The 24,447-nt window shown below is 69.1% G+C and carries 21 protein-coding genes; 12 read left to right on the forward strand and 9 right to left on the reverse strand.

What is annotated here, in order from left to right; genetic code table 11:
* Window positions 1-13: 13 nt before the first annotated feature.
* Window positions 14-565 carry a hypothetical protein gene (locus tag ACIBGM_RS40345; protein WP_396388549.1) on the forward strand — a complete coding sequence of 184 codons (552 nt, stop codon included), beginning with the start codon at window positions 14-16 and terminating at the stop codon, window positions 563-565.
* Window positions 566-584: 19 nt separating this feature from the next.
* Here ACIBGM_RS40345 and ACIBGM_RS40350 read toward each other — a convergent pair whose 3' ends face one another.
* Window positions 585-1,274, reverse strand: coding sequence for a TetR/AcrR family transcriptional regulator C-terminal domain-containing protein (locus tag ACIBGM_RS40350; protein ID WP_396388550.1), 690 nt, complete (start codon window positions 1,272-1,274; stop codon window positions 585-587).
* Window positions 1,275-1,327: 53 nt separating this feature from the next.
* Here ACIBGM_RS40350 and ACIBGM_RS40355 point away from each other — a divergent pair, with 53 nt between their 5' ends.
* The 4 genes from ACIBGM_RS40355 (at window position 1,328) to ACIBGM_RS40370 (ending at window position 5,729) form a co-directional block, all read left to right on the forward strand.
* Window positions 1,328-4,018 (forward strand): LuxR C-terminal-related transcriptional regulator, encoded by a 2,691-nt coding sequence (locus ACIBGM_RS40355; RefSeq protein WP_396388551.1) that lies wholly within the window; start codon window positions 1,328-1,330, stop codon window positions 4,016-4,018.
* A gap of 100 nt (window positions 4,019-4,118) precedes the next feature.
* A complete protein-coding gene (locus ACIBGM_RS40360) occupies window positions 4,119-4,799 on the forward strand; it encodes a hypothetical protein (RefSeq protein WP_396388552.1) in 681 nt (226 codons plus the stop codon).
* Window positions 4,796-5,494, forward strand: coding sequence for a DUF2306 domain-containing protein (locus ACIBGM_RS40365; protein WP_396388553.1), 699 nt, complete (start codon window positions 4,796-4,798; stop codon window positions 5,492-5,494). Before ACIBGM_RS40360 ends, ACIBGM_RS40365 begins: the two co-directional genes overlap by 4 nt.
* Before the next feature lies 1 nt (window position 5,495).
* On the forward strand, window positions 5,496-5,729 hold the full coding sequence (locus ACIBGM_RS40370) for a hypothetical protein (protein ID WP_360522054.1): 234 nt from the start codon (window positions 5,496-5,498) through the stop codon (window positions 5,727-5,729).
* Here the strand turns inward: ACIBGM_RS40370 and ACIBGM_RS40375 are convergent.
* The gene (locus tag ACIBGM_RS40375; RefSeq protein WP_396388554.1) at window positions 5,726-6,670 is read right to left on the reverse strand and encodes an alpha/beta fold hydrolase; all 945 of its coding nucleotides are present in this window, start codon (window positions 6,668-6,670) and stop codon (window positions 5,726-5,728) included. The two genes, ACIBGM_RS40370 and ACIBGM_RS40375, sit on opposite strands and share 4 nt — an antisense overlap.
* Window positions 6,671-6,784: 114 nt before the next feature.
* The gene (locus ACIBGM_RS40380) at window positions 6,785-7,339 is read right to left on the reverse strand and encodes a hypothetical protein (RefSeq protein WP_360522060.1); all 555 of its coding nucleotides are present in this window, start codon (window positions 7,337-7,339) and stop codon (window positions 6,785-6,787) included.
* A gap of 371 nt (window positions 7,340-7,710) precedes the next feature.
* On the opposite strand from ACIBGM_RS40380, the gene ACIBGM_RS40385 reads away from it, so the two are divergent.
* Window positions 7,711-8,559, forward strand: a complete 849-nt coding sequence (locus tag ACIBGM_RS40385) for a peptidylprolyl isomerase (protein WP_360522063.1) — start codon at window positions 7,711-7,713, stop codon at window positions 8,557-8,559.
* A 60-nt stretch (window positions 8,560-8,619) separates the two neighbouring features.
* On the opposite strand, the gene ACIBGM_RS40390 is transcribed toward ACIBGM_RS40385, so the two are convergent.
* The 3 genes from ACIBGM_RS40390 to ACIBGM_RS40400 form a co-directional block, all read right to left on the reverse strand.
* Window positions 8,620-9,771: a glycoside hydrolase family 76 protein gene (locus ACIBGM_RS40390; RefSeq protein WP_396388555.1), complete on the reverse strand. Its 1,152-nt coding sequence runs from the start codon at window positions 9,769-9,771 to the stop codon at window positions 8,620-8,622.
* A gap of 140 nt (window positions 9,772-9,911) precedes the next feature.
* Complete coding sequence (locus ACIBGM_RS40395; protein WP_396388556.1) at window positions 9,912-11,057, reverse strand: SpoIID/LytB domain-containing protein; 1,146 nt, start codon at window positions 11,055-11,057, stop codon at window positions 9,912-9,914.
* A complete protein-coding gene (locus ACIBGM_RS40400; protein ID WP_396388557.1) occupies window positions 11,054-12,637 on the reverse strand; it encodes an N-acetylmuramoyl-L-alanine amidase in 1,584 nt (527 codons plus the stop codon). The genes ACIBGM_RS40395 and ACIBGM_RS40400 overlap by 4 nt, the downstream gene beginning before the upstream one ends.
* 174 nt (window positions 12,638-12,811) lie before the next feature.
* Here ACIBGM_RS40400 and ACIBGM_RS40405 point away from each other — a divergent pair, with 174 nt between their 5' ends.
* The gene (locus ACIBGM_RS40405; RefSeq protein ID WP_360522075.1) at window positions 12,812-13,639 is read left to right on the forward strand and encodes a hypothetical protein; all 828 of its coding nucleotides are present in this window, start codon (window positions 12,812-12,814) and stop codon (window positions 13,637-13,639) included.
* Window positions 13,640-13,696: 57 nt separating this feature from the next.
* Here ACIBGM_RS40405 and ACIBGM_RS40410 read toward each other — a convergent pair whose 3' ends face one another.
* A complete protein-coding gene (locus tag ACIBGM_RS40410) occupies window positions 13,697-14,623 on the reverse strand; it encodes a hypothetical protein (protein WP_360522078.1) in 927 nt (308 codons plus the stop codon).
* A 359-nt stretch (window positions 14,624-14,982) separates the two neighbouring features.
* Here ACIBGM_RS40410 and ACIBGM_RS40415 point away from each other — a divergent pair, with 359 nt between their 5' ends.
* From ACIBGM_RS40415 to ACIBGM_RS40425, 3 genes are read left to right on the forward strand one after another with little or no spacing between them, the layout of a single operon-like run.
* Window positions 14,983-15,864, forward strand: coding sequence for a hypothetical protein (locus tag ACIBGM_RS40415; protein ID WP_396388558.1), 882 nt, complete (start codon window positions 14,983-14,985; stop codon window positions 15,862-15,864).
* A gap of 10 nt (window positions 15,865-15,874) precedes the next feature.
* Entirely contained in the window at window positions 15,875-16,741 is an 867-nt protein-coding gene (locus ACIBGM_RS40420) for a hypothetical protein (RefSeq protein ID WP_396388559.1), read from the forward strand.
* A 10-nt stretch (window positions 16,742-16,751) separates the two neighbouring features.
* Complete coding sequence (locus ACIBGM_RS40425; RefSeq protein WP_396388560.1) at window positions 16,752-17,648, forward strand: hypothetical protein; 897 nt, start codon at window positions 16,752-16,754, stop codon at window positions 17,646-17,648.
* Between the two features lie 81 nt (window positions 17,649-17,729).
* Here ACIBGM_RS40425 and ACIBGM_RS40430 read toward each other — a convergent pair whose 3' ends face one another.
* Window positions 17,730-18,017 carry a hypothetical protein gene (locus ACIBGM_RS40430; RefSeq protein ID WP_396388561.1) on the reverse strand — a complete coding sequence of 96 codons (288 nt, stop codon included), beginning with the start codon at window positions 18,015-18,017 and terminating at the stop codon, window positions 17,730-17,732.
* Between the two features lie 120 nt (window positions 18,018-18,137).
* On the opposite strand from ACIBGM_RS40430, the gene ACIBGM_RS40435 reads away from it, so the two are divergent.
* A complete protein-coding gene (locus ACIBGM_RS40435; protein ID WP_396388562.1) occupies window positions 18,138-22,400 on the forward strand; it encodes a BTAD domain-containing putative transcriptional regulator in 4,263 nt (1,420 codons plus the stop codon).
* Between the two features lie 171 nt (window positions 22,401-22,571).
* On the opposite strand, the gene ACIBGM_RS40440 is transcribed toward ACIBGM_RS40435, so the two are convergent.
* Complete coding sequence (locus ACIBGM_RS40440) at window positions 22,572-23,951, reverse strand: NAD(P)H-quinone dehydrogenase (protein WP_396388563.1); 1,380 nt, start codon at window positions 23,949-23,951, stop codon at window positions 22,572-22,574.
* A 31-nt stretch (window positions 23,952-23,982) separates the two neighbouring features.
* On the opposite strand from ACIBGM_RS40440, the gene ACIBGM_RS40445 reads away from it, so the two are divergent.
* On the forward strand, window positions 23,983-24,444 hold the full coding sequence (locus ACIBGM_RS40445; protein ID WP_360538196.1) for a gamma-glutamylcyclotransferase: 462 nt from the start codon (window positions 23,983-23,985) through the stop codon (window positions 24,442-24,444).
* Window positions 24,445-24,447: the final 3 nt, after the last annotated feature.

Consider the following 24,447-nt stretch of genomic DNA (forward strand, 5'->3'; position numbering starts at 1 on the left):
GGAGGTGGTTGGCGTGCGTTTTCGGGAGGAGCCGGCGACGGCGTCGCCAGATCTGCCGGTTGTCCGGCAGTGGGTCGAGCGCAATCCGGGGGTGGAAGCCAGGCTCACCGAGACCGTCGAGCACGGCGGCGACCACGTGGTGCTGGTGATCAGCGTCCCGGTTCACGAGGAGATGCTGCGGGCGCGGGCCGAGATCACGCCGCTCGTACAGTTCCCGGAGTTGTTGCGCTTCAGGCGCTGGCAACCCTCCGAGCAGGAGACCGAGTGGACTCTGCAATGGGTGCTGGGCCTCATGCGCCGGCAGGAGGAGCTCAGCCTGCCGACCAAGGTCACCTCAACGGGTCCGCACCCGGACTCCGGGCTCATCATGATGACGCTCGACCGCGTCGACCCCACGTACGCCGCCGCCCTCGAAGCCCGCGGCAACGGCCTCACCGTCGTCCTGCCCGACCCGGTGAACCCTGTCCCACTGGCGATCGCGAGGGACTGGAGGGCGAAGGGCAATCGAGACCCGAACGCACCAACTCCAACCTGGGTCACCGTCGAGAAACCACGCGTGGACTGACCCATTTCAGTACGGGCGTTCAACGGCCATCCGCCACGTCCGCGGTGAGGTGTGATTCGAGGCCGGTGAGGATTGTTTGGAGGCCGAAGGTGAAGGTGTTGGCGGGGGCGGCGGCGTAGTCGGTGGCGGCGGGGGTGTTGAGGCGTTTGCGGAGGGTTGGGTAGGCGGTGGCTATCCGCTTGGCCTGGGTCATGGTGTGTTCGAGGGCCTGGGCGGGGTCTTGGCCGGCGCGGGTCAGGCGGCGGTTCAGGGAGAGTTGGGCGGCTGAGCCGAGGGCGCTGCCGGCTACGTAGATGAAGACGGTTGCGGCGGCGCGGTCGGCGTCGGCGGGGGTGAAGCCGGCCTTCTCGTAGAGGGAGAGCGTGGCGTCGTCGTAGCGCGCTTTGCCGGGCCCGTAAAGGAGGTAGAGGCCCAACGCCTGGCCGTACCAGGGGTGGCGCGTCAGCATCTCGTGCAGACCGATGGCCAGTGCGGCGGCGGCCTCTCGCCAGTCGCCGTCGAGGTCTGGCAATTCGATCTCCGTCCAGATCGCGTCTCCGGCGAGGCGGACCAGCTCGTCCTTGGTCTTCACGTGCCAGTAGACGGCGGTGGCCGCCGTACCGAGCCGCTCCCCCAGGGCGCGCATATTCAGCCCGTCCAGGCCTACCTCGTCCAGCAAACCGATCGCGGCCGCCACGATCTGCTCCACAGTCAGCGTGTTCCTCGGCATACCAGGCAGCTTAGTTGCACTTAGTTCAGCAGCGGCGACTTATGATCCGTAGGGTGTCGACACCGGTGCTCGCCACGAAGCTGTTCCCGCCCGCCAAGCGGCCCGAGGTGGTCGCGCGCGCCCGGCTGGCCGACCGGCTGGACAGCACCCTGCGCCCCGGGCACCGACTCACCCTGGTCTCTGCACCGCCCGGCTTCGGCAAGACCACCCTGCTCAGCGAGTGGGCCAGGACTCAGGAGCACGTGGGCTGGCTGTCCCTCGACGAAGGCGACAACGCGCCCGCGCGCTTCATGGCACACCTCTCAGCAGCCCTCTCCCGCATCGGCCTCGACCTGGATCCCGACGCACTGAACACCGCCTCCCCCCAAGCCGCACTGATTGCCATAGTCAACGAACTGACGCAACGGCCCGACCACGCGCTGCTGGTGCTCGACGACTACCACGTGATCGAGGCGCCCGAGGTGCATGAGGCCATGACGTTCCTCCTCGACCACGCGCCGGACCACCTGCACCTCCTGGTGGCGACCCGCACGGATCCACCGTTCCCGCTGCCCCGCCTGCGCAGCCGCGGCCAACTGACCGAGGTACGCGCGGCAGACCTCCGCTTCGCCACAGCGGAGGCGCAGACATTCCTCAACGACGCAATGGGCCTGCAACTCGGCGACGACGACGTACAAGCACTGGACGAACGCACCGAGGGCTGGATCGCCGGCCTCCAACTCGCCGCACTGTCACTCCGCGGTACGGCGGACCGCGCGGACGTCGCCGAGTTCATCGCGGCCTTCACCGGCAGCAACCGCTTCGTCATCGACTACCTGGTCGACGAGGTCCTCACCCGCCAGAGCGCCGACGTACGCGACTTCCTGCTGCGGACCGCAGTCCTCGACCGGCTGACCGGTCCGCTCTGCGACGCGCTGACCGGCAGGACGGACGGCGGCCAAGCCTTGGCAGAGCTGGACCGCGGCAACGTGTTCCTGGTCCCGCTGGACGCGGAGCGCTCCTGGTACCGGTACCACCACCTGTTCCGCGATGTCCTCCGCGCCCGCCTCCGGGCCGAGGCCCCCGACGAGGTGCCCACGCTGCACCGAGCAGCAAGCGCCTGGTACGCCGCGCATGACCTCGTCGCGGACGCAGTACGACATGCTCTCGCCGCGGGTGACGACGACCGGGCCGCCTACCTGATCGAGGAGGCGCTACCGCAGGTACGACGTGCTCGCCAGGACAGCCTGCTGTTGGAGTGGATACGGTCGCTGCCGGAGTCCGTCGTACGGCGAAGTCCTGTCCTCAGCATCTTGTCCGGCTGGTCGCAGATGCTGGCCGGCGACCTGGACGGGATGGAGCACCGGCTCGATGACGTCGAGGCGGCGCTCGCGGCAGGTGCTCACGACAAGGCGCTTGCGGCGACGTGGGCCGACACCGAGGACCTGCGAACCGCACCGGCGACGCTGTGGGTCTACCGCGCGGCGCTGGCTCAAGCGAGAGGCGACGTACCGGCGACTGTGCGGCATGCGCGGCACGCACTGGAGCTAGCCGGTGCTGAGGACCACTTCGTGCGCGGTGCGTCGGCTGGATTCCTCGGGCTGGCTGCGTGGGCGGCCGGTGATGTCCCGGAGGCTCTGGCTACGTTCTCCGAAGCAGTGCGCAGTCTGCACGCGGCCGGGAACCTGGTCGACGAGCTGGACAGCACAGTGGTGCTCGGCGACATGTGGATCAGTGCTGGGCGTCCGCATCGGGCACGTCGCCTGTACCAGAAGGCATTGGCGACGGCTACTGGCTCCGGACCGCCGTACCCGCGAGCCACTGCCGACCTGCATGTGGGACTTGCCGAGCTGGACCGTGAGCTGAACGACCTGGCCGGCGCAGAGCAACACCTCGAGACCGCACGGGTCCTTGGCGAGCACGGCTCGATCACTGAGAACCGGCACCGGTGGTACGTCGCTATGGCGCAGGTGCACACGGCCATGGGCGAGCATGCGTCGGCCAAGCAACTACTCGACCAGGCTGCGGACCTCTACCGGCCGGGCTCCTACCCGGACCTCCGGCCGATCGCCGCGATGCGAGCGCGCATCTCTGTCGCGGAGGGCGACCTTGACGCGGCCGCGGAGTGGGCCGACGACCTGAGAGCTGCCGATGAGCTGTCGTACCTGCACGAGTACGAGCACCTCACCGTCGTCCGGCTCCTGCGCGCGCGTGGCTCGACGGGGGCGCTGGACGATGCACTGGCGCTCCTGCAACGACTGCACACCGACGCGAAGCCGACGCGCGCCGGCAGCCTGCTCGAGATCGGCATGCTGCAAGCCCTGACCCAGCACGCGCGCGGTGAGCGACCCGAGGCCCTTGCTGAGCTGAACCGAGCACTCACGACCGCACCGGAGCCGGATGCCTACGTGCGTCTCTTCCTGGACGAAGGCGCGTCGATGCTCGCTCTGCTCGACGACGCCGGCTCCAGCGAGTACGACGTACTGCGCCGGCACGCCCGACGGCTCCTCGACAAGGTCGACGACCGCGCTCCGAGTGAGTCGGCCCCTGCTTCCACCGCGGTGGAGCTGCCGACAGCGCTCAGCGAGCGGGAGCTCGACGTACTGCGCCTGCTCGCCAGCGAGCTCACCGGTCCCGAGATCGCCCGCCACCTGTTCGTCTCGCTGAACACCCTGCGCACCCACACCAAGCGCATCTTCACCAAGCTCGACGTCAACACCCGCTCCGCCGCCGTACGCCGCGGACGCGAGCTCGGCCTGCTGTAGCTGTCACATCGTCAGTCACCACATGTGGTGACGCCTGGTCCCCACCTCGCGGCCTACGTTCCGGACATAGCCAAGCACCACCGGAACCAAGGAGCCGACCATGACCATCACGCCAACCACCGTCACCCGGGCCGCCGGAGCTGCCGCTGCCACTGCCGGACTGCTGTTCATCGGCGTCCAGATCGGCCACCCGCACCTGGACGCCACCACCATCACCACGACGGAGGTCGTCGTACGGAACACGCTGAAGGTCGTCATGGCCATGCTGGCGCTGGCCGGCATCACCGGCATGTACGTGAGCCAAGTACGGCGGAACGGACTGCTCGGACTCGTCGGCTACGCGGTGCTCAGCGTCGGCTACCTCTTCATCATGTGTACGGCGCTGATCGCCGGCTACCTGCTGCCCGCCATCGCCGACACCAACCCCGGCTTCGTGAACGACATCGTCGCCGTCTCCAAGGGCGACACCCCGACCGGTGACGTCGGCCTGTTCGCGACCGTCGTACGCATCCAGGACATCGGCTACCTGGCCGGCGGCCTCGTCTTCGGCATCGCGCTGTTCCGCGCCCGCGTCCTCGCCCGCTGGGCGGCCCTGCTGCTCGCGGTCGGCGGCGTCGTCACCATCGCGCTCGCGGTGATGCCGGACGCGTTCTACCGCCTCCTGGCCTTCCCGAACGGCATCGCGATGATCGGCCTCGGGTATTCGCTGTGGCGAACCGCCCGCAAGACCACCGTGCCCGAACCGACCACCACCCCCGCCGTCACCGCAGGTGCGGAATGACCCAGTACGTCGCACCGCGCTCCCGGACCGCGCCGCACCGCCCGCGGCGCGGCCGGGAGGGCTCTAGCTGGCGGGTTCCGACTGGACTGCTCGCGCTCACGATCTTCCCGCTGATCGCCGGATCGCTCCGGCTGCTCGAGCTCGCCGGTGGCCCGCAGGTCCTGCCGACCAACCCGCGGGTGGACGCCTCACCTGCTCCGGTCGTCGTACACGTCGTCTCAGCCGCGGTATACGCGGTCGCCGGGGCATTCCAGTTCCCAGCAAGGATCCGTCGCCGGCACCGCACCTGGCACCGCCGAGCAGGCCGCGTACTCATCCTCGCCGGCCTACTCGTCGCGGCCTCCGGCCTCTGGATGACCCTCTTCTACCCCGGCGCACCCGGCGGCGACCTCCTGTGGACCGTCCGCCTCGTCGCCGGATCCGCGATCGCAACCAGCCTCGTCCTCGGCTTCACCGCCGTACGACGCCGCAACTTCGCAGCCCACCGCGCCTGGATGATCCGCGCCTACGCCCTCTCGGTCGCGGCCGGCACCCAGGTCTTCACCCAGGGCATCGGCGAGGCCTTCTTCGGAACCACCGAGCTGAGCACAGCCATCTCAATCAGCTCCGGCTGGCTACTCAACGCCGCCGCAGCCGAATGGATCATCCGCCGCCCCACCGCCCGCCGCCCGCGAGCCGCAGCCGAGAGGCCCTGAAATGCCACCCCCACCCCGAACCTACGAGCTCCGCATCGACGGCCACCTGGACCACCACTGGTCCACCTGGTTCGACGGCCTGACCCTCACCCACGAACCCGACGGCACCACCACCCTCCACACCCCCGCAACCGACCAAGCCGGTCTGCACGCCCTCCTGACCCAAATCCACAACCTCGGCGCCACCCTCATCTCCGTCGCCCCCAACCACCCGCATCCGACCGCCTTCCCCTAAGGCTTCCCCGTACCTGCTGCCGCGCTCGCCAGGAGGTCGCCGCAGTAGGACCGGACGGCGCGGTTGACAGTGTCAGGTCGCTCCCAGGCCATGAAGTGGCCGGCGCCTTTGACCCAGAACGGGCCGAGCGCTTCGGGAAAGGCGAGGGCGCATCGCTGCTCGATGTGGTTGCGTATGGTCACCTGGTCGGCGCCGATCAGCACCAGCGCCGGCTGGCGGACCGGTCGGTCGATCATCTCCGGGGCCGACAGCGCCCGGGTGCCCATGACGACCTCGTAGTCGGCGAAGGCGGCGCGCAGCCGAGCGGCGTCGCCGTACGGCTCGGTCAGGAAGGCCAGGTCCTCGTCGTCGAAGGCATCGGGCGGACACCACAGCCGGTGCCCGTAGAACTCGGCCACGTACCGCCGCCGCTGCTCGGGAGTCGCAAGCTCGGCCACCAGAGCGTCAGCGTCGTTACCTTGGCGGCGCTGGTAGTCGTAGACGGCGGGCTTGGGATCGATCGGTGGGATGCCCGCCGCCGCGAACGCCTCCCCCAGATCGGGCATCGAGTCATCCAGAATCACCAGCCGGTCGACCCGATCGGGGTGACGGTTGGCCAGGTCGATCGCGATCATCGCGCCCAGGTCGTGCCCGGCCACGACTGCGCGGTCCCAGCCGAGCCGGTCGAACAGACCGGTCAGGTCGGTGTTGAACGCGTTGAGGTCGTAGAAGTCATCCGGCGCGAAGTCGGAGTCGCCGTACCCGCGCAGATCCGGCGCCACGACGTCGAACCCTGCGTCGGCGAGCGGGACGAGATTGCGCGACCAGATGCGGCTCGTACAGGGGAACCCGTGAATGAGCAGCAACGGCACACCACCGTCCCCACGCCGCCGCACCGCCAACCGATGCCCCGCCCCCACCTCAATCCGCACCGGCGCAACGACCTCACCAGGAAGAACCATGCATCCTGGTCTACACGCCGCCCGGTCCAGCGAGCGCCGCCCAGCTCACCGGCGGTGTGGTTCTTGGCTCGGGTGAGCCGGGTTCGGCCCGGCTCACACGAGTCGGTCAGGTGCTCAGAAGCACGCCTCGGCGTAATAGCACGGTTGCTGGTACCACGGGTCGGGCGGGGGCGGGTCGTTGAAGATGATGCGGAAGTGCGCCTGGTTCTGGACGAACTGCCCGGAGTTTCCGGTCAGGTAGTTGGCCCGGACCGTCCAGACCTCCCCTGCGACGGTGTGCCTCGCCAGGTTGACGTACCTCTCGTTCGCGACGCAGTTGCCTCCGGCGACCGCGCTGTTGAAGGTGAAGGATCCGCTGACGTTGCTCTGGACGTTCCAGAACGCCGACGTGTACGGCCGGAGACCGTTGCCGCCGACCCGGAGCGATGTCCAGTCACCGGCGAACATCTGGTAGTCGTCGGTGCCACCGTCCACCGGCTGGTTCTCGAACCGGAAGCTTCCCGGATACACCGACGTCAGGTAGACGTGAGCGTTGGTACGACAAACCGACGCCTGGGCGGGCTCCGCCATGACGACCGAGACGACCCCCAGCGGGACCAGCACGGCCGCAACCGCGGCGAACCGTCTCAGCGCCCGCCGCCACCGGCTGGGCGCACGCGTGTGTTGCATGACTGTTTCCTCTCTCACGCAGAACGCTTGATCGGTCGACCGGTCGATCGAATGGATCACCCGACGTTCGGCACGACCCCGCCCGCGGATGGTCCCCCGCCGGCCCACGTGGCCGGCCGGTCGCGGATGCGAGTCGCACTGCCCCTCCCGACGGATGAGCGACCGCGCAGCCGCGACGGTCAGCCACCACCACTCTCCCCGGCGCCGACCACAGGCTGCCGGCCGCGCCTCCCGCCGAAGGCGGCTAAGGAACAGTCGCCGCGGAGCGGTGTCGTTTGGGGTGGGTCGCGTAACAGTTCTCGGGGATTGACAGACAGTTCTCAGGTTGACGCTGTAGGTTCCCTGCAGACATCTCGTGAGGAGGGTTCTGCATGTCCAAGAAGACCCATCAGCAGCAGCTGGCGGCGCGGAAGGCCAAGCGGCAGGCTGAACGGGAGGCCGAGCGGCGGCGGCAGCGGCGGAACCTGACGGTCACCGTCACCGCGGTGGTCGCGGTGGTGGCGGTCTTGGTGGGGGTCTTCATCGTGCTCGGGAACGGCGACGACGACGCGCCGGCCGCGTCGGAGAGTGCCCGGACGGAGAACAAGCCGAAGAGCATCCCGACCGCGCTCGCGCCGGCGCCGAAGCGGGCGACGCCGCTGCCGGCCGAGGTGAGCTGCACGTACAAGAAGGGCACCGAGGCGGCGAGCAAGAAGGTGAACCCGCCGGCCGACGGCAAGGTGAAGGCGTCGGGTACGGCGAAGGTCAGCCTCGACACGTCGATCGGCGACCTGCAGGTGACGCTGGACAGCGCGCTCGCGCCGTGCACGGTGAAGAACTTCCTGAGCCTGGCCGGACAGAAGTACTTCGACAACACGAAGTGTCACCGGATGACGGTCGGTGAGGGGCTGCAGGTGCTGCAGTGCGGCGACCCGAGCGGGACCGGGAGCGGCGGGCCGGGGTACAGCTTCGCGGACGAGGTGTTCCCGACGCTGAAGTACGGGCGGGGCACGCTGGCGATGGCGAACTCGGGGCCGAACACGAACGGGAGCCAGTTCTTCATCGTGTACGGCGATGGGAGTGGGCTGTCACCGGACTACACCGCGTTCGGGACGATCGACGAGCCGAGCCTGAAGCTGATCGACAAGGTCGCCGAGGAGGGCGTGGTGCCCCAGAACGGCCCGACCGACGGTGCGCCGGTCACCCCGGTGGACATCAAGACGGCCAGCGCAGCTGCCTGAGCAAGAACAAGCGTGCGGCCCCCTCCTGCAGCAGGAGGGGGCCGCACGTGTTTGTGACGGCTACGCCAGCAGGCCGTACTTGGTGCGGGGCCAGGCTAGTAGGGCTTGGATTTGGGCTATGCCGGATTGTTCCAGGAGTTGGACCGGGCCGTCTACGAAGTGGTAGAGGCCGGTGGCGGGGTCGCGGGCTTCAGTGTAGGCGCGGTCGGCGTAGGCCTGCATGGTCTGCTTGTAGCGGTGGTCGGGGGCGACCGAGTCGAGGATCAGCAGGTTCTTGAACCAGATCGAGTTGAACCGGGTCGGCTGCTTCCACAACCGGTCCTCGGCGCCGTAGAAGGCCAGTGACGCGTTCGCGACCGACTTCGCGTCGTTCAGGTACTTCCGGTCACCCGTTGCCTTGTACAACAGTACGCCGGCCCCGAGCATGACGCCCTGGTTGTAGCTCCACTGCGTCTTCTCGATGGTGCCGGCCAGGTCGATGTGATCCCAGTACAGCCCGTTCGGCGCGAGCATGCAGTCCTGCGTCCAGTCGTACATCCGCTTCGCCCAGGTCAGGTACGAGCGGTCCCGCGTCAGCAGGTAGAGGTGTGCGCCGAGCTCGGCGCCAGGACCGTTCGACACCGTGTTCCGGTCCTGGCTCCAGGGCGCCTGGGTCCAGAAGACGCCGCCCGCGCACGGGTGCGTCGGGTCCGTGTCCCAGCCGTACACGACGAGCGCGAAGATCTCCCGGGCCCGGGCGAGCGCCGCCTTGTCACCGGTCCGCTTGTAGTGCTGGACGAGGTGCAGCCCGATCCACTCGTTGTCGTCGTAGAACTTGTCACCGCCCTGGCCCAGCGGCGGGCGCACGTACGAGTCGTATCCCTTCGGCGTCGTCTCGGCGTTCCAGTACGGCTCGTACGCCGCGATCCGGCGGTCGGCCTCCTTCGACGCCTTGAGGCCGGCGCCGGGGATGCCGGCCAGGTTCTCGGCCGCGATCGCCGCCTGCGAGTACGGCCAGACGTAGGCGTACGGGTTCGGATGGGTGTTCGGGTACTCCTCGAGCAGGAGGTCCTGCCCGGCGTCGAAGTACTTGTTCAGCGCCTCGTACGACGCCTGGGCGCGGGCCGCGTTGCTGGTCACGGCATCAGCTCCGGTCACGTGCAGCGACCCGAGTACGGCGACTGCCAGCACCCCGGCCGCAATCCTGGTTGATATACCAAATTTCCTGCGCATCGACCTGCTCCTCCTGGGCGGTGGCGGTTGACATCGATGTCAAGTTCTAACCGGCGCAGGGGAATCGCGTCAATGGCTCAGCGCCCGGCAGCTTGATCCGGCTCAATTGGTATATCAAGTGGACTGGGCACGAACGCGAACTAGGACGACCGCAGCCGCAGCCGGCCGCGAAGCTGATCGCCGGTCAGCACCCGCCGGCCCTTCGACCCGACGGCCTCCAGCGTGAGCACCCGGCCCCCGCTCGGCCCGACCCCGGTCCGCTTGAGCACCCGCAGGCTCCGGATCGACCCGACGTCGAACGCGGCCTGCATCTCGGCCGCCGTCCGGGTGACCGTCCACGTCACGTTCGGGTTCCCGTTCCCCGGGTACGCGTCCCAGCCGTCCAGCTTCATCACCTGGTACGGAATCGGCCCGGTCGCCGTCGCACCGCCGTTCGACGAGGAGAACTCCGCGATGATCGGCTTGCCCTTGTACAGCCGGACCTGTCCCGCCGTCGCGGCGATCGCGGTGTTGGTCGACGCCTTCTCCGAGTCGTAGCCGCCGTACACCTGACAGGAGATCGTGTCGCACAGGTCGTAGGCCCGTTTCGCCGCCCGGCCACGATGGAAGACCGAATAGGTGCGCGCAGCAACGGACTGCGCCTGCAGCGCGGCCGGACGCCAACTGGACAAGGCCTCTCGCGGTACGACGCCCCGCAGGTAGTGCTCGAGCGCCAGCACGTTCACCGTGTCCAGATGAGCACCCGGTACGTCGATCGCCCGCAGCGCACCGCGATACCGCCGTACGGCGCCACTCGGCAGCACCAGCCCGGTCACGGACGCACCCTCGAACTGCGTCATACCGCCGAACGTCTTCCACAGCGTCCACTTCCGCGTCTTCGCGTCGTACGAGCTGACCTTGGTGCCATGGTCGCCGTACGGGTCGATCGACCACTGGTTCCGGGTCGATGCCTTGGGCAATGGATAGACCTTGCCGGTCTTCAGGTCCCGGACCTTCAGGTGGTTGACGGTGCCGACCCGGACGCCGTCGGTGGTGTCCGCGGTGATCCGGATCCGGATGCTCCCGGTCGCCTTCCCGGTCGTCGTGCCCGGGTAGTAGAAGTCGAGGATCTGCTGCGCCGACTTCCCCGCGATCGCCGCGCCCTGGGCGCCGTACTGCGACATCCCGCGCCCGTGACCGAAACCGCGGCCGCTGATCGTGGTGTCCGGGCCGATCACCCGGGCCTCGGCGGTCGCGCTGATCAACGTGGAGCCGAGGACGACGACCGCGATCGCGCGCTTCTTCATCGGACGCTCTGGTACTGGACGTAGACCTTGCCGCGGTGCTGGTTGTAGGTGAGCCAGCCGTGCTGGTACTTCTGCCGCAGGCCGCCCTTGACCTTGTACATGTCGGTGACCGGCAGCCCCAGCCGCGACCGCTCCGCGCCGAGACCGGCGTACCGCGCGTAGATCAGTCCGCCCACCGGGCGGGTCCCGATCGACTTCGACCAGTAGAGCGCGCCGTTGCGGAAGTGCTGCACCTTCGTGCCGTTCACGCTGTTGCGGAACTCGGTCGTCGGCAGCCCGAGCACGGTGTCGGGACCGAGCTGCCGGTACCGAGCGCGAAAGACGCCGACCGTCGAATGGGTGCCGGTGGCAACAGAGTTGAAGACGTCCCGGGTGGCGAAGTACGTCGCCCAGCCGGTCCTGGTCCGGTGCTCACCCCAGAACGGCTGGCCGGTCTGCCGGAAACCGATGCGCTTGGCGAAGCGGTAGATCGGCGTCGAGACGCTGCCGCCGATCAGGACGCCGACCCGTTGCTTCAGCCAGCCGAGCTTGCCGTACAGCTGGTTGCCCGGGCAGGCCGTCGCCTTGGTGTCGCGATGACCCGAGACTGTGTGCAGCCGGCTGCCGGCCAGCACGACCGTCGCCTGCGGCGAGCGATAGTTCGCGTCGAACTTCCACGCGATCACCCGGGCGGTCTTCTCCAGCATCGCCTGGCTCGGCGCCGTCTTCTCGTAGTTGCCGATCAGCGCAACCCCGAACGAGTTCGCGTTGAAGGAGCCGGTGTGCGCGCCGAGCACCGGCAGCTGCGCACCGCCGTACCGGCCCTCGAAGACCCGGCCGAAGCGGTCGACGAGGAAGTTGTAGCCGAGGTCGCACCAGCCGCGGCTCTTCACGTGGTACGCGTACATCGCGCGCACCATCGCCGGGACCTGCGTGCGGGTGTAGTCGTTCCGGTCGGCGGTGTGGTGGACGAAGGCGGCCTGCACGGTGGTCGTGTACTTCGGACGCGCACAAGCCTTGCCGTTGTGGCTACGCAGCCGCTCGTCCGCACCCCACGCCTTACGGCTCACCATCGCCGGCATCGGGTACGGCGCCCTGGTCGCCTCGGGCTCCACGCTCTGCACGCCCGGCTCGTCGGCGTCGGTCGCGAGTACGCCGGGCTGGATCAGCACCACCTTCGCGTCTGCGACCGTGGTACCACTGCCTGTCACCGCACTGGCCTGCACACCGGTCGCGTCGCCGACCCACAGCGGCTTCGTGCCCGCCCGGACGCCTTCCGGCGACGCCGGGTCGGGGCCGTGCTCGTCCTCGACTGTCAGCCGCTGCCACTCGCCCCACTGGCCGGCCCGCTGCACGCGCACGCGAGCCTGCACCGCCTGGGCGCCTTTCGGCCAGGTCACTCCGACCATCGCGAACGGCTTCGTCTCGGCCGCGATCGTCGGCCCGTCGATCGCCAGTTCCTGGTACGACGCCTCGGCGGGCGCCGGCGGAGTCGTGGGAGGGACGGACTGCAGATCCGGCAGGACCTGTGGGGCGGCGAAGGCGAGCCCGGTCACCGCGAGCGTCACGAGTCGGGAGGTCTTGCTCATGGCCTTGCTCATGCGCTGCCTTCCGGCGGAGGTACAACGGTCGCTGGGCGGCAGTAATCGATTATGCGCGCTCGGTGACCGCTTTCCCGGGATTGCGTCACCCTGCGTGGCGTACGGATGTTGAGGGCTTCGGTAGGCTCTGGGTAAAGCCCTGCGAGACAGCCCTAGAGGCAGAAGAGGCCCGTCATGGAACTCATCCTGATCATCGCGCTCGTGGTGATCGCCGTTCTGGCATACCGGTCGTACCGGCGGACCCAGCTGCAGAACCGCCAGCAGCACGAGATCACCGCCGCCGAGCTCGAGTCGGTCAAGCGCACCGCCGACGAGGACATCACCAGGTTCGGAGAGGAACTCCAGGACCTGGACCTGGACATGGTCGGCAAGGACCTCGGCGACGGGGCCCGGCAGGACTACCAGCGCGCCCTGGACGCGTACGAGTCCGCCAAGGAGGCGGTCGGCAAGGTCACCCAGGCCGAGGAGATCAAGCACGTGATCGAGATCCTCGAGGACGGCCGCTACGCGGCGGCGTGCGTGCGCGCCCGGGTGAACGGCGAGCCGCTGCCGCAGCGCCGCCCGTCCTGCTTCTTCAACCCGCAGCACGGTCCGTCCGTCGAGGACGTGACCTGGGCGCCGCCTGGCGGCGCGCCGCGTGAGGTGCCGGCCTGTGCGGCCGACGCCGAGCGGGTCCGGGCCGGCGCGGAGCCGGACGTCCGCAAGGTGATGGTCGGCCCGCAGCGGGTTCCGTACTGGGAGGCCGGTCCGGCCTACTCGCCGTACGCGCAGGGTATGTTCGGCGCGCTCGGCGGTGTGATGACCGGTATGTTCCTCGGCACCATGCTCGGCGGCATGTTCGCCGGCGGTGGCTACGGCGACTACGCGGCCGGGTACGACGCCGGCCAGGCCGACGCGGGTGGCGACGGCGGTGGCGGCGAGGGCGACTTCAACATGGGTGACAGCGGCGGCGACTCCGGCGGCTGGGACTTCGGCGGCGGAGACTTCGGCGGCGATTTCTGACCCGAACGACCGAGCCCCGGCGACCACCATGGTCGCCGGGGCTCGTGCTTTTCGTGACTACTCGCCGAAGAGGTCTTCGCCCTCGCCGGTCATCGCGTAGTGGGTGACGCCGGGGAAGGTGGTGGGGACCTTGCCCAGGCTCTCGATCACCGTGGCGGTGCCGTTGGCGTGGCCGACGGCGTACAGGTAGGCGCTGTCGGTGTCGTGGTCGACGCCGGTCAGCAGGGTGCCCTGCGTGCCGCACTTGTAGGCGACGATCGACTCGAAGCCCTGCCAGGTCCGGGTCCGGACCGGCTTCACGATCGGCTTCATCGGGGACGTCAGCGGAATCCGGATCGTGTAGAGCGCGCCGCCGCGAGTGGTGGCCAGCAGCGTGTCATAGGTGCCGGTCTCGCTGATCAGCGCCATCGTCTTGACCGCGGCGAAGCCCGGGTACGAGCCGAGCGACCGGAAGCCGTTCGTGTCCCAGCGGAACAGCACGCCGTCGTCGCGCAGGCCGTACAGGTAGCTGTGCGGCTTGCTCACCCACGCCGCGTCGGACTCCTCGATCTGGGTGAACCGGTCCCAGCCGCCGCCGATCCGCTTCGAGCTGACCACCGGCTCCGGCTCGACGCCGTCCCAGCGCACCTCCGCCGAGTACAGGCCGGTGCCGCTGATCACCTTGCCGTACCACCACGACTCCGCGGTGAGGGCGCTGAAGTACCAGGTCGAGCTCTCCTTGATCGGGAACACCTTGATCGGGTCCTCGAACGGCTGTGCGGTCGGCGGCCGGGTCGCGACCACGTCCGCACCGCCGGTGTTCCCGGCCGCGTCGAACGCGCCGACGTACATGCCGCACGGGTTGGCCGCCGTACCGGCTGCCACCTTCGGCGGCCCTTCCTTCAGTTCCGGCCCCGGCTTCGGCGGGGTCGCGCTCGCCGGGATCGCGGCCGCGCCGGCCAGCAGCGCAGCCGCGAGCACGGCGGAGACTCGTTTCAAGCTCATCTGGTTTCTCCCCTCTCTTGCTGAGCTAGATACGGTCTCCGCCGTAAAAGTTGCGATCTACCTGGTGATCGTGATCGGGACCGACAGCGCCGACGGCGCCGTGGCCGGTCCGAGCAGGAGCTCACCGTGGTAGGTCTGGCCGCGGTGGTAGCGACTCCGCCGACTGTTTTCGAACCACGACTTTTGCTTGCCGCAAGCAACGATAACTATTAGTCACCAATATAAATCCTGAGCCCCGTTTCTCCCCGGAACGACGCCCCGGACCTCGATCACACCCCGTGTTCACCCACCGATCTGCGCACATGCAGGTTTTCCCGTGTCTTCCGCAACTTTTCCGGAGCCGCCCGTATCAAGTCGGTATGACCCTGAAACGAACTCTCGCAGTCGCGGCGGCCGCCGGGCTGCTGGGCAGCTTCGCCACCGCCTCCGTGAGTACGGCGGCGCCGGCTGCGGCCTGCACTATGACTGTCGGCTCGATCACGAGTGGCGGCGACATCGGATACTCGGACGTCACGGCCACGGCGCCGGTGACCGCTCGGCAAGGCACCGGCGTACACATCTTCTCGCCGGGGATCGCGAAGATCAGCTCGACCTGGACCCGGAACGTCGGTGAGCCGGACGGGCCGGTCACCACTGGCGAGGTGCTGCTCAACGACACGATCTACAACGCGTGGTACGGGCCCGATCCCGACGGGCCGGTCGGCATGAGCCGGGCGGGCACGGGCTTCGGCACGTACATCGTGACCGAGCGGGCGTCGTACCTGGCGTCCGGGCCGCAGCTTGCGACGTACCGGCTGCGGGGCGACGGCGTGCTGTACCGGTACGCGCACCGATGGGACGGCAACCCGACGTCCACGGTCACCCGCTACACCGGCTTCGCCGCTGTCAAGACGATGGCGTTGATCAGCGAGACCAAGGCCTACGACACGTTCCTCGCGAACACCCGCGGCGGCGCGCTCTACACGATCCGGTTCCCGCGGACCGGCGCCCCGGTGGTCAAGAAGGTGCGCACGTCCACGTGGCAGACCTTAGAGCACCTGGTCGCGGAGAAGTGCGGCGCGCAGAGCACGCTGCTCACCGCAATCGACAAGGACACCGGCTCCGCCTACCTGTACGCCGTTGGGCACGCCAACGGCACCGCCACCGTCATCAAGGGCCTCGGCAAGATCCCCGGCACCTACAAAGACCCCGTCTACTACCTCCGCACAACCGAAACCAACCCACCCCTCTTCGGCGAGTAAGGACATCAGCTTGAAGCGAGCAGTCTCGGTGGCGGCGGCCGCCGTACTCCTGGGGGCTCTGACAACAGCGCCCGCCGAAGCGGCGTCCACCGCCGCGTGTGAGATGTCGGTGGGATCCATCAACGCGAACGGCGACCGTGCGCACGCGACGGTGACCGCCTCGACTCCGCCGACGGTCAAGCAGCGGACGGGGCAGCACATGTTCACGCCGGGCGCCGCCAAGTTGAGCACGACCTGGACCTACACGGTCCTGAATCCGGTCGGCTACTACGACTCGGCGTACGTCGTCCTCGGCTCGTCGCTCTACAAGGCGACGTACGGCGTCAACACCGATGGCAAGCCGATCAACGCGGTGACCCGGGTCGGCGGCGGGTGGGAGAACTTCATCGCCGTCGAGGAGTCGTTCTCCTGGGGACCGACGATCCGGTTCGCCAAGTACGGCCTGCGGAACGACGGTGTGCTGTTCCGCTGGACCGACGGCTTCAAGAAGGTCAGCTCGTACGCCGGCTTCAGCGCGGTGAAGACGATGGCGCTGATCAGCGAGACCGCGACGTACGACACCTTCCTGGCGACCACCCGCGGCGGCGCCCTCTACACGATCCGGATCCCGGTCGGCTCGGCGAAGCCCGTGGTCAAGCAGGTGCGCTCGTCGACCTGGCAAGGGTTCGAGCACCTGGTCGCGGAGAAGTGCGGCACGCAGAGCACGCTGCTCACCGCAATCGACAAGGACACCGGCTCCGCCTACCTGTACGCCGTTGGGCACGCCAATGGCACCTCGACCGTGATCAAGGGCCTGGGCAAGGTGCCCGGCACCTACACCGATCCCGTGTACAACCTCGACACCGCCGAAGGCAACGCGCCACTGTTCGGCGAGTGAGGAGCTCGAGATGCGCATGAAGGCTTTGGCCGCATCAGCCGTACTGCTCGGAAGTACCGTTCCCGTCGGTACCGCGGTTGCGGCGCCGGCCGCGGCCTGTCAGCAGAAGGTCGGGTCGATCACCAGCGCCGGCGCCGCTGTGAGCCGGAGTGTGCAGGCCGGCACACCGCCAACGGCGACCGGACCGGGTGATCCATGGCCGCTGTTCTCACCCGGGTTGGCGCGGGCGAGTACGAGTTGGTTCTGGTCGTTGAACGCACCGCAGGGGACCACGTACGCCGGCACCGTCATCGCGGGCTCGGCCCTGTACAACGCGAGCTACGGCTGGGACCGGGACGGGAAGCCGTTCCAGCAGACCACTCGCGTCGCCGGCGGTTGGGGCAGCTTCACAGCGGTCGCGGACACGCTCTCCACGCCGTACGTCGGCGGTCCGGTTGGCCACCGCTACCTGTACGGCCTGCGGAACGACGGCGTCATCTTCCGCTGGCGTGCCGGCGACAACGGCGGCTGGCACCCGATCGGGTCGTTCCCCGGTTTCTCCGCAGTGAAGACGCTGACCGTGATCAGCGAGACGAAGACGTACGACACCTTCCTCGCATCCACCCGCGGCGGCGCCCTGTACACGATCCGCATCCCGACCACGAACTCGTCGATACCGATCGTGAAGGTGGTCCGGCGCTCGACCTGGGGCGCCTTCGAGTCGCTGGTCGCCGAGAAGTGCGGCCAGCAGAGCACCCTCCTGACCGCCATCGACACCGACGGCGGCGCCGCCTACCTCTACGCCATCAGCCACGCCAACGGCACCGCCACCGTCATCCAAGGCCTGGGCAAGCTCCCCGGCACCTTCAAAGACCCGGTAAACCACCGGCTGGCCCCTGACTCCGCAGCCCCACTCTTCGGCGAGTAGCCCGCGAGCCCCGGCAACCCCTGTGGTTGCCGGGGCGTCCCGGTTTCCGGCCGAGTCCGTCGACAGGCCCGCTCTGTTCGCTCAGGTCGTGTGCAGCCCGGCGTGGTCCCGGCGGCGCTGGACACCGAGAGTGATGCCCAGCCCCGCACCGGCAAGCGTGAAAGCCCCCAGCGCGCCGAGCGCAACCGAGCTCACGTCGAGCCCCTGGCCGGTCTCGACGGTCGGGGGCTGCGTAGGCACCGTAGTCGGTGGTGCGGTCCAGGGCGGCTCCGGCGGCACGCCTGCAGCGGCCGGCGAGGCCGTCATCGTCACCAGCGCCGCGCACACCCCGGCAGCTGCCACTGTCGCCCGGGTCAGTTTCTTCTTCATGCGAATCACCTCCTTTCGGACTCCCGTTGTCGCACCGGGCGGTATCGCGGCGAGCGCGCGCGGTATCGCCGCGGTATCGCGGCCCTTGACCGCGGTCCCGGGCAGGCCGACAGTCGAGGGGTGGGTATCGCCGTTCTCGGCCCGCTCACGATCGAGGGGGAACAGAAGGTCCTCGGCCGGCGTGACCGGGTCGTGCTCGCAGCTCTGTCCGTGCGCCCGGGAGAGGTCGTCAGCGCGGACCTGCTCACCGATGTCCTGTGGGGCGAGCACCCGCCGGCGTCGGCTGCCAAGGTGATCCAGGGTTGCGTCGTCCGGCTCCGCAAGCTCCTCGGCAACCACGCGATCGAGACCTCCCCCCTCGGCTACCGCCTGGCCGTGCCCGCTGATGAGATCGACGCGCGCCGGTTCGAGCGCGCGATCGCCCGTGCGGGTGAACTCCTCGCCGCGAACGAGGCCGAACGGTCGGAGCTGGTGCTCGCAGACGCACTCACGCTCTGGCGCGGCCGGCCGCTCGACGACCTCGACGGATGGGACGTCGCCCAGATCGAGGTGTCGCGACTGGAGGAGCTGCGGCGAACGGCAGAGGAGATGTACGTCGACGCCGCGCTGCGTGCGGGTCGGCATGACTCGATCCTCGCCAAGGCTCAGGCCCTCGTGGCCGAGGCGCCGCTGCGCGAACGTCGCTGGGGGCTGCTGGCCACCGCGCAGTACCAGGCGGGACAACAAAGTGAGGCCCTGCGCACGATCCACCGGCTGCGTGCCGTGCTCAGCCGGGAGCTCGGACTGGATCCGAGCCCGGAAGTCGACACGCTCGAACAGGCGATCCTGCGCCAGGACCCGGCGCTGGTAGTCGCGACCGCGCTGCCGGAGCCGAGCCCACGGTGCCCCTACCCGGGCCTCAAGCCGTACGACGTAGCGGACGCCGACGGCTTCTTCGGACGCGACCACGAAGTCGCCGCCTGCCTGCGCAAGCTTGCCGAGACGCGCGTGCTGGCCGTCATCGGCCCCTCCGGCTGCGGCAAGTCCTCGCTGATCCGGGCGGGCGTGGCCGCCGGCCTGCGTCGCGACGGCCGGGTCGTCGTGGTGATGACTCCTGGAGCACACCCGGTTGCTGCGCTGACCGCCGCCGTGCCGAGGGGCGGAAACGCACCGACTCTGATCGTCGACCAGTGTGAGGACCTGTTCACGCTGTGCCAGAACGCCGCTGAGCGCGAAACCTTCGTCAGTGCCCTCGCAGCCCACCGGCAGGTGGCTCCGCTCATCGTGTCGATGCGGGCAGACCGGCTCGCCGACGTCGCCTCGCACCCGGCATTGGCCCGGATTGTCGAGGAGGGCCTGTACCTGCTGACCGGAATGGCGGACGACGACCTGCGCAGCGCGATCGTGGAGCCGGCCCGACTGGCCTGGCTCGTGATCGAACCGGGACTGGTCGACCTGCTGGTCAACGACGTCGCCGGCCGTCCCGGCGCCCTCCCGCTGATGTCCCACGCCCTGGTCGAAACCTGGCAACGCCGCGAGGGCCGCACCCTGACCGTCGCGGGTTACCAGGCATCGGGCGGAATCCAGGGAGCCATTGCCCAGTCGGCGGAGGAGGTCTACGGGCGTTTCGGCGCCGAGCAGCAGTCGATGCTGCGCGACCTCCTGCTGCGCTTGGTCACGCTTGCATCGGACGGTGAACCAGTGCGAAGCCGGCTGCCACGGCGGGTGGTGGTTACCGGGCCCGAGCAGGACGCAATGGTCGATCTGCTGGTCGCTGCGCGCTTGGTGACCAGCGACGACGACGCGCTGGAGATCGCCCACGAGGCGCTGACGCGAGCCTGGCCGCGGTTGCGGGAGTGGCTGTACGACGACTTGGACGGGCAGCGGATCCTGCACCATCTCGCGGCGGCGGCCGACTCGTGGGACGGTCTCGGGCGACCGGACAGTGAGCTGTACCGGGGGACGCGACTGGTCAAAGCGCTGGAGTGGCAGGCAACCGGCCGAGCGGCCCTGACCGCCACCGAGCAGGATTTCCTTGCCGAGGGCAAGCGGTTGTCGGAGGCGGAGCTTCGTGCGGCCGAGGACCAGGCGCGGCATCAGCTCCGGGTGAACCGGCGGCTGCGAGCTGCGCTGTCCACGGCCGCAGTACTGCTGGTCGGTGCACTGATCGCCGGATTCGTCGCCGTCGACCAGGCAGATCGCGCCGACCGCCAGGCCGGCACCGCCCAGCAGTTGGCCATCGCAGCCGACGCCCAACGCGTCGGAGCGCAGGCGCAACTGTCGGAGGACATCAGCCTGTCCTTGCTGCTCGCGACCGCCGGCCTGCGGCTCCACGACTCGCCGGCAACCCGAGTCAATCTCTTGTCCGTCCTCGGCAAGCACCCGCAGCTCGTACGTTCAGCACCCGCGGCCGGCGGTTACCTGGAAGGGATCGAGTTGAGCCCGGACGGACGACTGCTCGCGTCCGGCGACGACGCGAACCGGATGCACCTCTACGACACCACCGACAACAGCCTGATCGGCACCTACGCGGGCTTCGCCGAGTCCGGCACCCAGGCGTTCGTCGATCCGGTCTTCAGCCCGGACGGCCGGCTCCTGGTGGCCGCGGCGGAGACGCCCGATCCCGACCCGCTCCGGCTGCTCGACCCCGCGACGATGCAGGAGTCCGGGCCTCGGCTGGCCCGGCCGAGCCTGCCGGGACGTTCACAACGGTACGGAATCGCCACGGCGAGATTCAGCCCCGATGGCCAGTTCCTCGTTGGTACGGCAGTCGAGGATCACGCTGTGGATGCGCCGCTCGTCGACATGACCGGGTTCGCGCTGGTGTGGGACCTGCGGGCACGCCACCGGCCGCCGCTCCGGTACCCGCTCGGCAAGGGCTTCCACAGCCTGGCGCTGAGCCCGGACGGCCGCACGATGTACACCACCTGGCCGATGACGGCGTACGAGGTCGCGACCGGGCGGACGATCTGGCGGCGGCCCGACGTCTGGACCGCCTTCTCGCTCGACGCGAGCCCGGACGGAACCCGCCTCGTCGGCGAGTATCACTACCACGACCGGGACAGCACCATGCACGTCCTCGACGCCCGAACCGGAGACGATGTCACCCGGCTTCGCGGGCACACCCAGCAGCCACGAGGGCTGCGGTTCTCCCACGACGGGACGATGGTGGCCTCGGCGTCCCACGACGGCGAGGTGATCGTCTGGGACACCACCACGTGGAAGGTGAAACAGCGCTGGCGGACGTTCGAGCAGACCTGGAGCATCAACTTCAGCGTCGACGACCGGCTGGTCTTCACCGGAGGTGACGACGGCATGCTACGCACGTGGGACCTGGACGCCCAGCACACTTACCTGCGCCGCACCGCGGCCGCCGAGAGCGTGCCGGTCCTGACACACGCGGACCTCTCACCCGATGGACAGCGGGTGGCGTACCGGTGGATTGCCGGCGATCAGGGCTGGATCAGATTCGCCGACACCAGCGGTGCGGATGCGACTCCTCCCCAGCGCCTTCCGACCTGGGAAGGCGAGTGGGTGCCAGGCATCTGGCGTTCCGACGGAAAGCGCTACGTGAGCCACGCAGGCTGCTCCGGCGAGTGCGGCGAGGGCGGTGCGATCACCGTGCTCGACCCAGCCACGGGCAAGGTCCTGGCCGAGCGGCGGGTGACCGCGGCCGAGATCGAGTCGCTGGCCTACGTCGACGGAAGCCGCAGTCTGCTGGCTGGCGACGCCGACCAGCAACTTCGGCTGCTGGATGCCGAGACACTGCAAGTCAGGCAGACCCTGCGCACCGGTGCAGCGGACTGCTGCACCGCGGCATCGGCCGACGGCCGGACCGCGCTGCTCCTCGACAATGCGCCAGACGCTGCGTCGGAGCAGTGGCGCGTGGTCGACACGGCGAGTGGCGAGGTCAGGAGCGATGGAGTCATCGAGTTCCAGGTCTACGGCGCGGCCGCCTCGCCGGCCGGTGACCGCGTCGCGCTCACCGGGCAGAGCGGCGACGTCGTCACGATCGAACTCGCGTCAGGACGTATGCAGCAAGCCTCGACCGGACTCGGCACGGAGGTTCTTCGAGTGCGGTACTCCGACGACGGCACCCGGCTGGTCACCGGAGCCATCGACGGCAGCGTCAGCCTCTGGGACGCCGCGACACTCGAGCTCCTCGGCACGGCTCGCCCACCGCAAGGCCAGGGCGAACCGTTGCCCGCGATGGCCGAGTTCGCGTCGGGTACGCACACCGTTGTCATCGCGACGTACAACGGGCAGATCTTCCACTGGGACACCAGCCCGGCCCGCGCACTCGAAACAGCCTGCCAAATGGCAGGCCGAAACCTGACATCACAGGAATGGTCGCAGTACCTACCACAACAGCCGTTCCAGAAAGTCTGCCCGAACCTCCCCTGACCGCGAAGGTGGAGTTGGCGGGCGGCTTGAGCGGGTCGTCGCTGGAGCAGCATTAGCCGCCTCTACCTCGCTGCGCGGCCACATCAGCCAGAGACCAAATCAAATCCTCTTTTGTTTTCTTTCGTCTTGTTCTTGTCTTGTTTCTGGCTCTGCTGCTCTTCCTCGGGCTTGTCAGTCCCGCAGGTGGAGTTGGCGGGCGGCTTCGGCTATGGAGCCGGAGACTGAGGGGTAGACGGTGAAGGAGGCGGCCACCTGGTCGACGGTGAGGCGGGCGGCTACGGCCAGGGAGATGGGGTGGATGAGCTCGCTGGCGCGCGGGGCGACCACCACGCCGCCGACGATGATGCCGGTGTTCGGCAGGCAGAAGAGCTTCACGAAGCCGTCCCGGACGCCCTGCATCTTGGCGCGGGCGTTGTCGGCCAGCGGGACCTTGACGACGATCGCCGTACTGCCGCCGGCGTCGACGGCGGCCTGGGACACGCCGACGGTGGCGATCTCCGGGGCGGTGAAGACGTTCGCGGAGACGGTCGACTGATCCAGCGGGCTGACCGCGTCGCCGAGCGCGTGCGCCATCGCGATCCGGCCCTGCATGGCGGCGACCGAGGCGAGCATCAGTACGCCGGTGCAGTCACCGGCCGCATAGACGCCGCGGGCGGTGGTCCGCGAGACCCGGTCGACCGTGACGAAGCCGCCGTCGCCCAGCGACACGCCCGACTCGGCAAGTCCCATGTCATCGGTGTTCGGCAGCGATCCGACCGCGAGCAGCGCGTGCGATCCCTCGACCGTGCGGCCGTCGGTGAGCGTCACCACGACCCCGTCGCCCTGCCGCTTGACCGACTCGGCCCGGGACTTGCCCAGCACGGTCAGCCCGCGCCGCTTGAACACGTCCTCCAGTACGGCGGCCGCGTCCGCGTCCTCGCCGGGCAGCACCCGGTCCCGCGAGGACACCAGGACGACGTCGCTGCCGAGGGCGTCGTACGCGCTGGCGAACTCGGCGCCGGTGACACCGGACCCGACCACGATCAGCCGCTCGGGCAGCTCCTCGAGCTCGTAGACCTGCTCCCAGGTCAGGATCCGCTCGCCGTCGGGCTCGGAGCCCTTCAGGATCCGCGGCCGCGCCCCGGTGGCGATCAGTACGACGTCGGCGTCCAGTCGCTCGTCGCCGGCGATCACGGTCTCCGGCCCGTCCAGCCGGCCGCGAGCCTGAATGATCCTCACCTTGTCCCGGTCGAGCCGCCGGGTGATGCCGTCGGACTGCGCGGCGGCCAGCCGCTTGACCCGCTGGTTGACGACGGAGAGGTCGACACGCACGGCGTTCGCCGGATCGTCGTCGCCGTCCTCGAGCCGGACGCCGAGCCGGCCGGCCTCCTCGACCTCGGTCATCACCTCGGCCGTCGCTATCAGCGTCTTGCTCGGAACGCAGTCGGTGAGCACCGCTGAACCGCCGATTCCGTCGGAATCGACGACCGTCACCTCCGCCCCCAGTTGGGCGGCCGCACTGGCCGCTTCGTACCCGCCGGGACCGCCTCCGATGATCACAACTCGCGCCACGGGAGGCCATTCTTCCGTATTCTGTGTCGTCGTGACCCTGTACGCCGCGTTTGCGTCGAATCTGGACCCGAACCTGATGGCCGAGCGGTGCCCGTACTCGCCCCTGCGCGGGACCGGGTGGATCACCGGCTGGCGGCTCACCTTCGGCGGTGAGGAGCTCGGCTGGGAGGGCGCCATGGCCACCGTGGTGGAGGACCCCGCCGACCCGTCCAACCAGGTCTTCGTGGCCCTTTACGACATCCACCCCAAGGACGTCGAGCGGCTGGACGAGTGGGAGTGGATCGACCAGGGCGTCTACCGCAAGATCCAGGTCCGGGTGCAGACCCTGGACGGCGAGCAGCTGGCCTGGATGTACGTCCTGAACGCCTACGAGGGCGGTCTGCCCTCGGCCCGCTACCTGGGCATCCTCGCCGAGGCCGCCGAGGCGGCCGGCGCCCCGGACGACTACGTCGCCGACCTCCGCGCGCGCCCCTGCCAGTCGTCGGGACATTAGCTA

The sequence above is a fragment of the Kribbella sp. NPDC050470 genome (assembly GCF_044458365.1).
Classification (GTDB): Bacteria; Actinomycetota; Actinomycetes; order Propionibacteriales; family Kribbellaceae; genus Kribbella.

What these genes read in the sequence shown, in the direction of transcription:
- ACIBGM_RS40380 (WP_360522060.1), bottom strand. Translation starts at nt 7,339, where the DNA reads ATGCAACACACGCGTGCGCCCAGCCGGTGGCGGCGGGCGCTGAGACGG.
- ACIBGM_RS40385 (WP_360522063.1), top strand. Translation starts at nt 7,711, where the DNA reads ATGTCCAAGAAGACCCATCAGCAGCAGCTGGCGGCGCGGAAGGCCAAG.
- ACIBGM_RS40405 (WP_360522075.1), top strand. Translation starts at nt 12,812, where the DNA reads ATGGAACTCATCCTGATCATCGCGCTCGTGGTGATCGCCGTTCTGGCA.
- ACIBGM_RS40370 (WP_360522054.1), top strand. Translation starts at nt 5,496, where the DNA reads ATGCCACCCCCACCCCGAACCTACGAGCTCCGCATCGACGGCCACCTG.
- ACIBGM_RS40395 (WP_396388556.1), bottom strand. Translation starts at nt 11,057, where the DNA reads ATGAAGAAGCGCGCGATCGCGGTCGTCGTCCTCGGCTCCACGTTGATC.
- ACIBGM_RS40390 (WP_396388555.1), bottom strand. Translation starts at nt 9,771, where the DNA reads ATGCGCAGGAAATTTGGTATATCAACCAGGATTGCGGCCGGGGTGCTG.
- ACIBGM_RS40415 (WP_396388558.1), top strand. Translation starts at nt 14,983, where the DNA reads ATGACCCTGAAACGAACTCTCGCAGTCGCGGCGGCCGCCGGGCTGCTG.
- ACIBGM_RS40430 (WP_396388561.1), bottom strand. Translation starts at nt 18,017, where the DNA reads ATGAAGAAGAAACTGACCCGGGCGACAGTGGCAGCTGCCGGGGTGTGC.
- ACIBGM_RS40375 (WP_396388554.1), bottom strand. Translation starts at nt 6,670, where the DNA reads ATGGTTCTTCCTGGTGAGGTCGTTGCGCCGGTGCGGATTGAGGTGGGG.
- ACIBGM_RS40365 (WP_396388553.1), top strand. Translation starts at nt 4,796, where the DNA reads ATGACCCAGTACGTCGCACCGCGCTCCCGGACCGCGCCGCACCGCCCG.
- ACIBGM_RS40360 (WP_396388552.1), top strand. Translation starts at nt 4,119, where the DNA reads ATGACCATCACGCCAACCACCGTCACCCGGGCCGCCGGAGCTGCCGCT.
- ACIBGM_RS40410 (WP_360522078.1), bottom strand. Translation starts at nt 14,623, where the DNA reads ATGAGCTTGAAACGAGTCTCCGCCGTGCTCGCGGCTGCGCTGCTGGCC.
- ACIBGM_RS40400 (WP_396388557.1), bottom strand. Translation starts at nt 12,637, where the DNA reads ATGAGCAAGGCCATGAGCAAGACCTCCCGACTCGTGACGCTCGCGGTG.
- ACIBGM_RS40425 (WP_396388560.1), top strand. Translation starts at nt 16,752, where the DNA reads ATGCGCATGAAGGCTTTGGCCGCATCAGCCGTACTGCTCGGAAGTACC.
- ACIBGM_RS40350 (WP_396388550.1), bottom strand. Translation starts at nt 1,274, where the DNA reads ATGCCGAGGAACACGCTGACTGTGGAGCAGATCGTGGCGGCCGCGATC.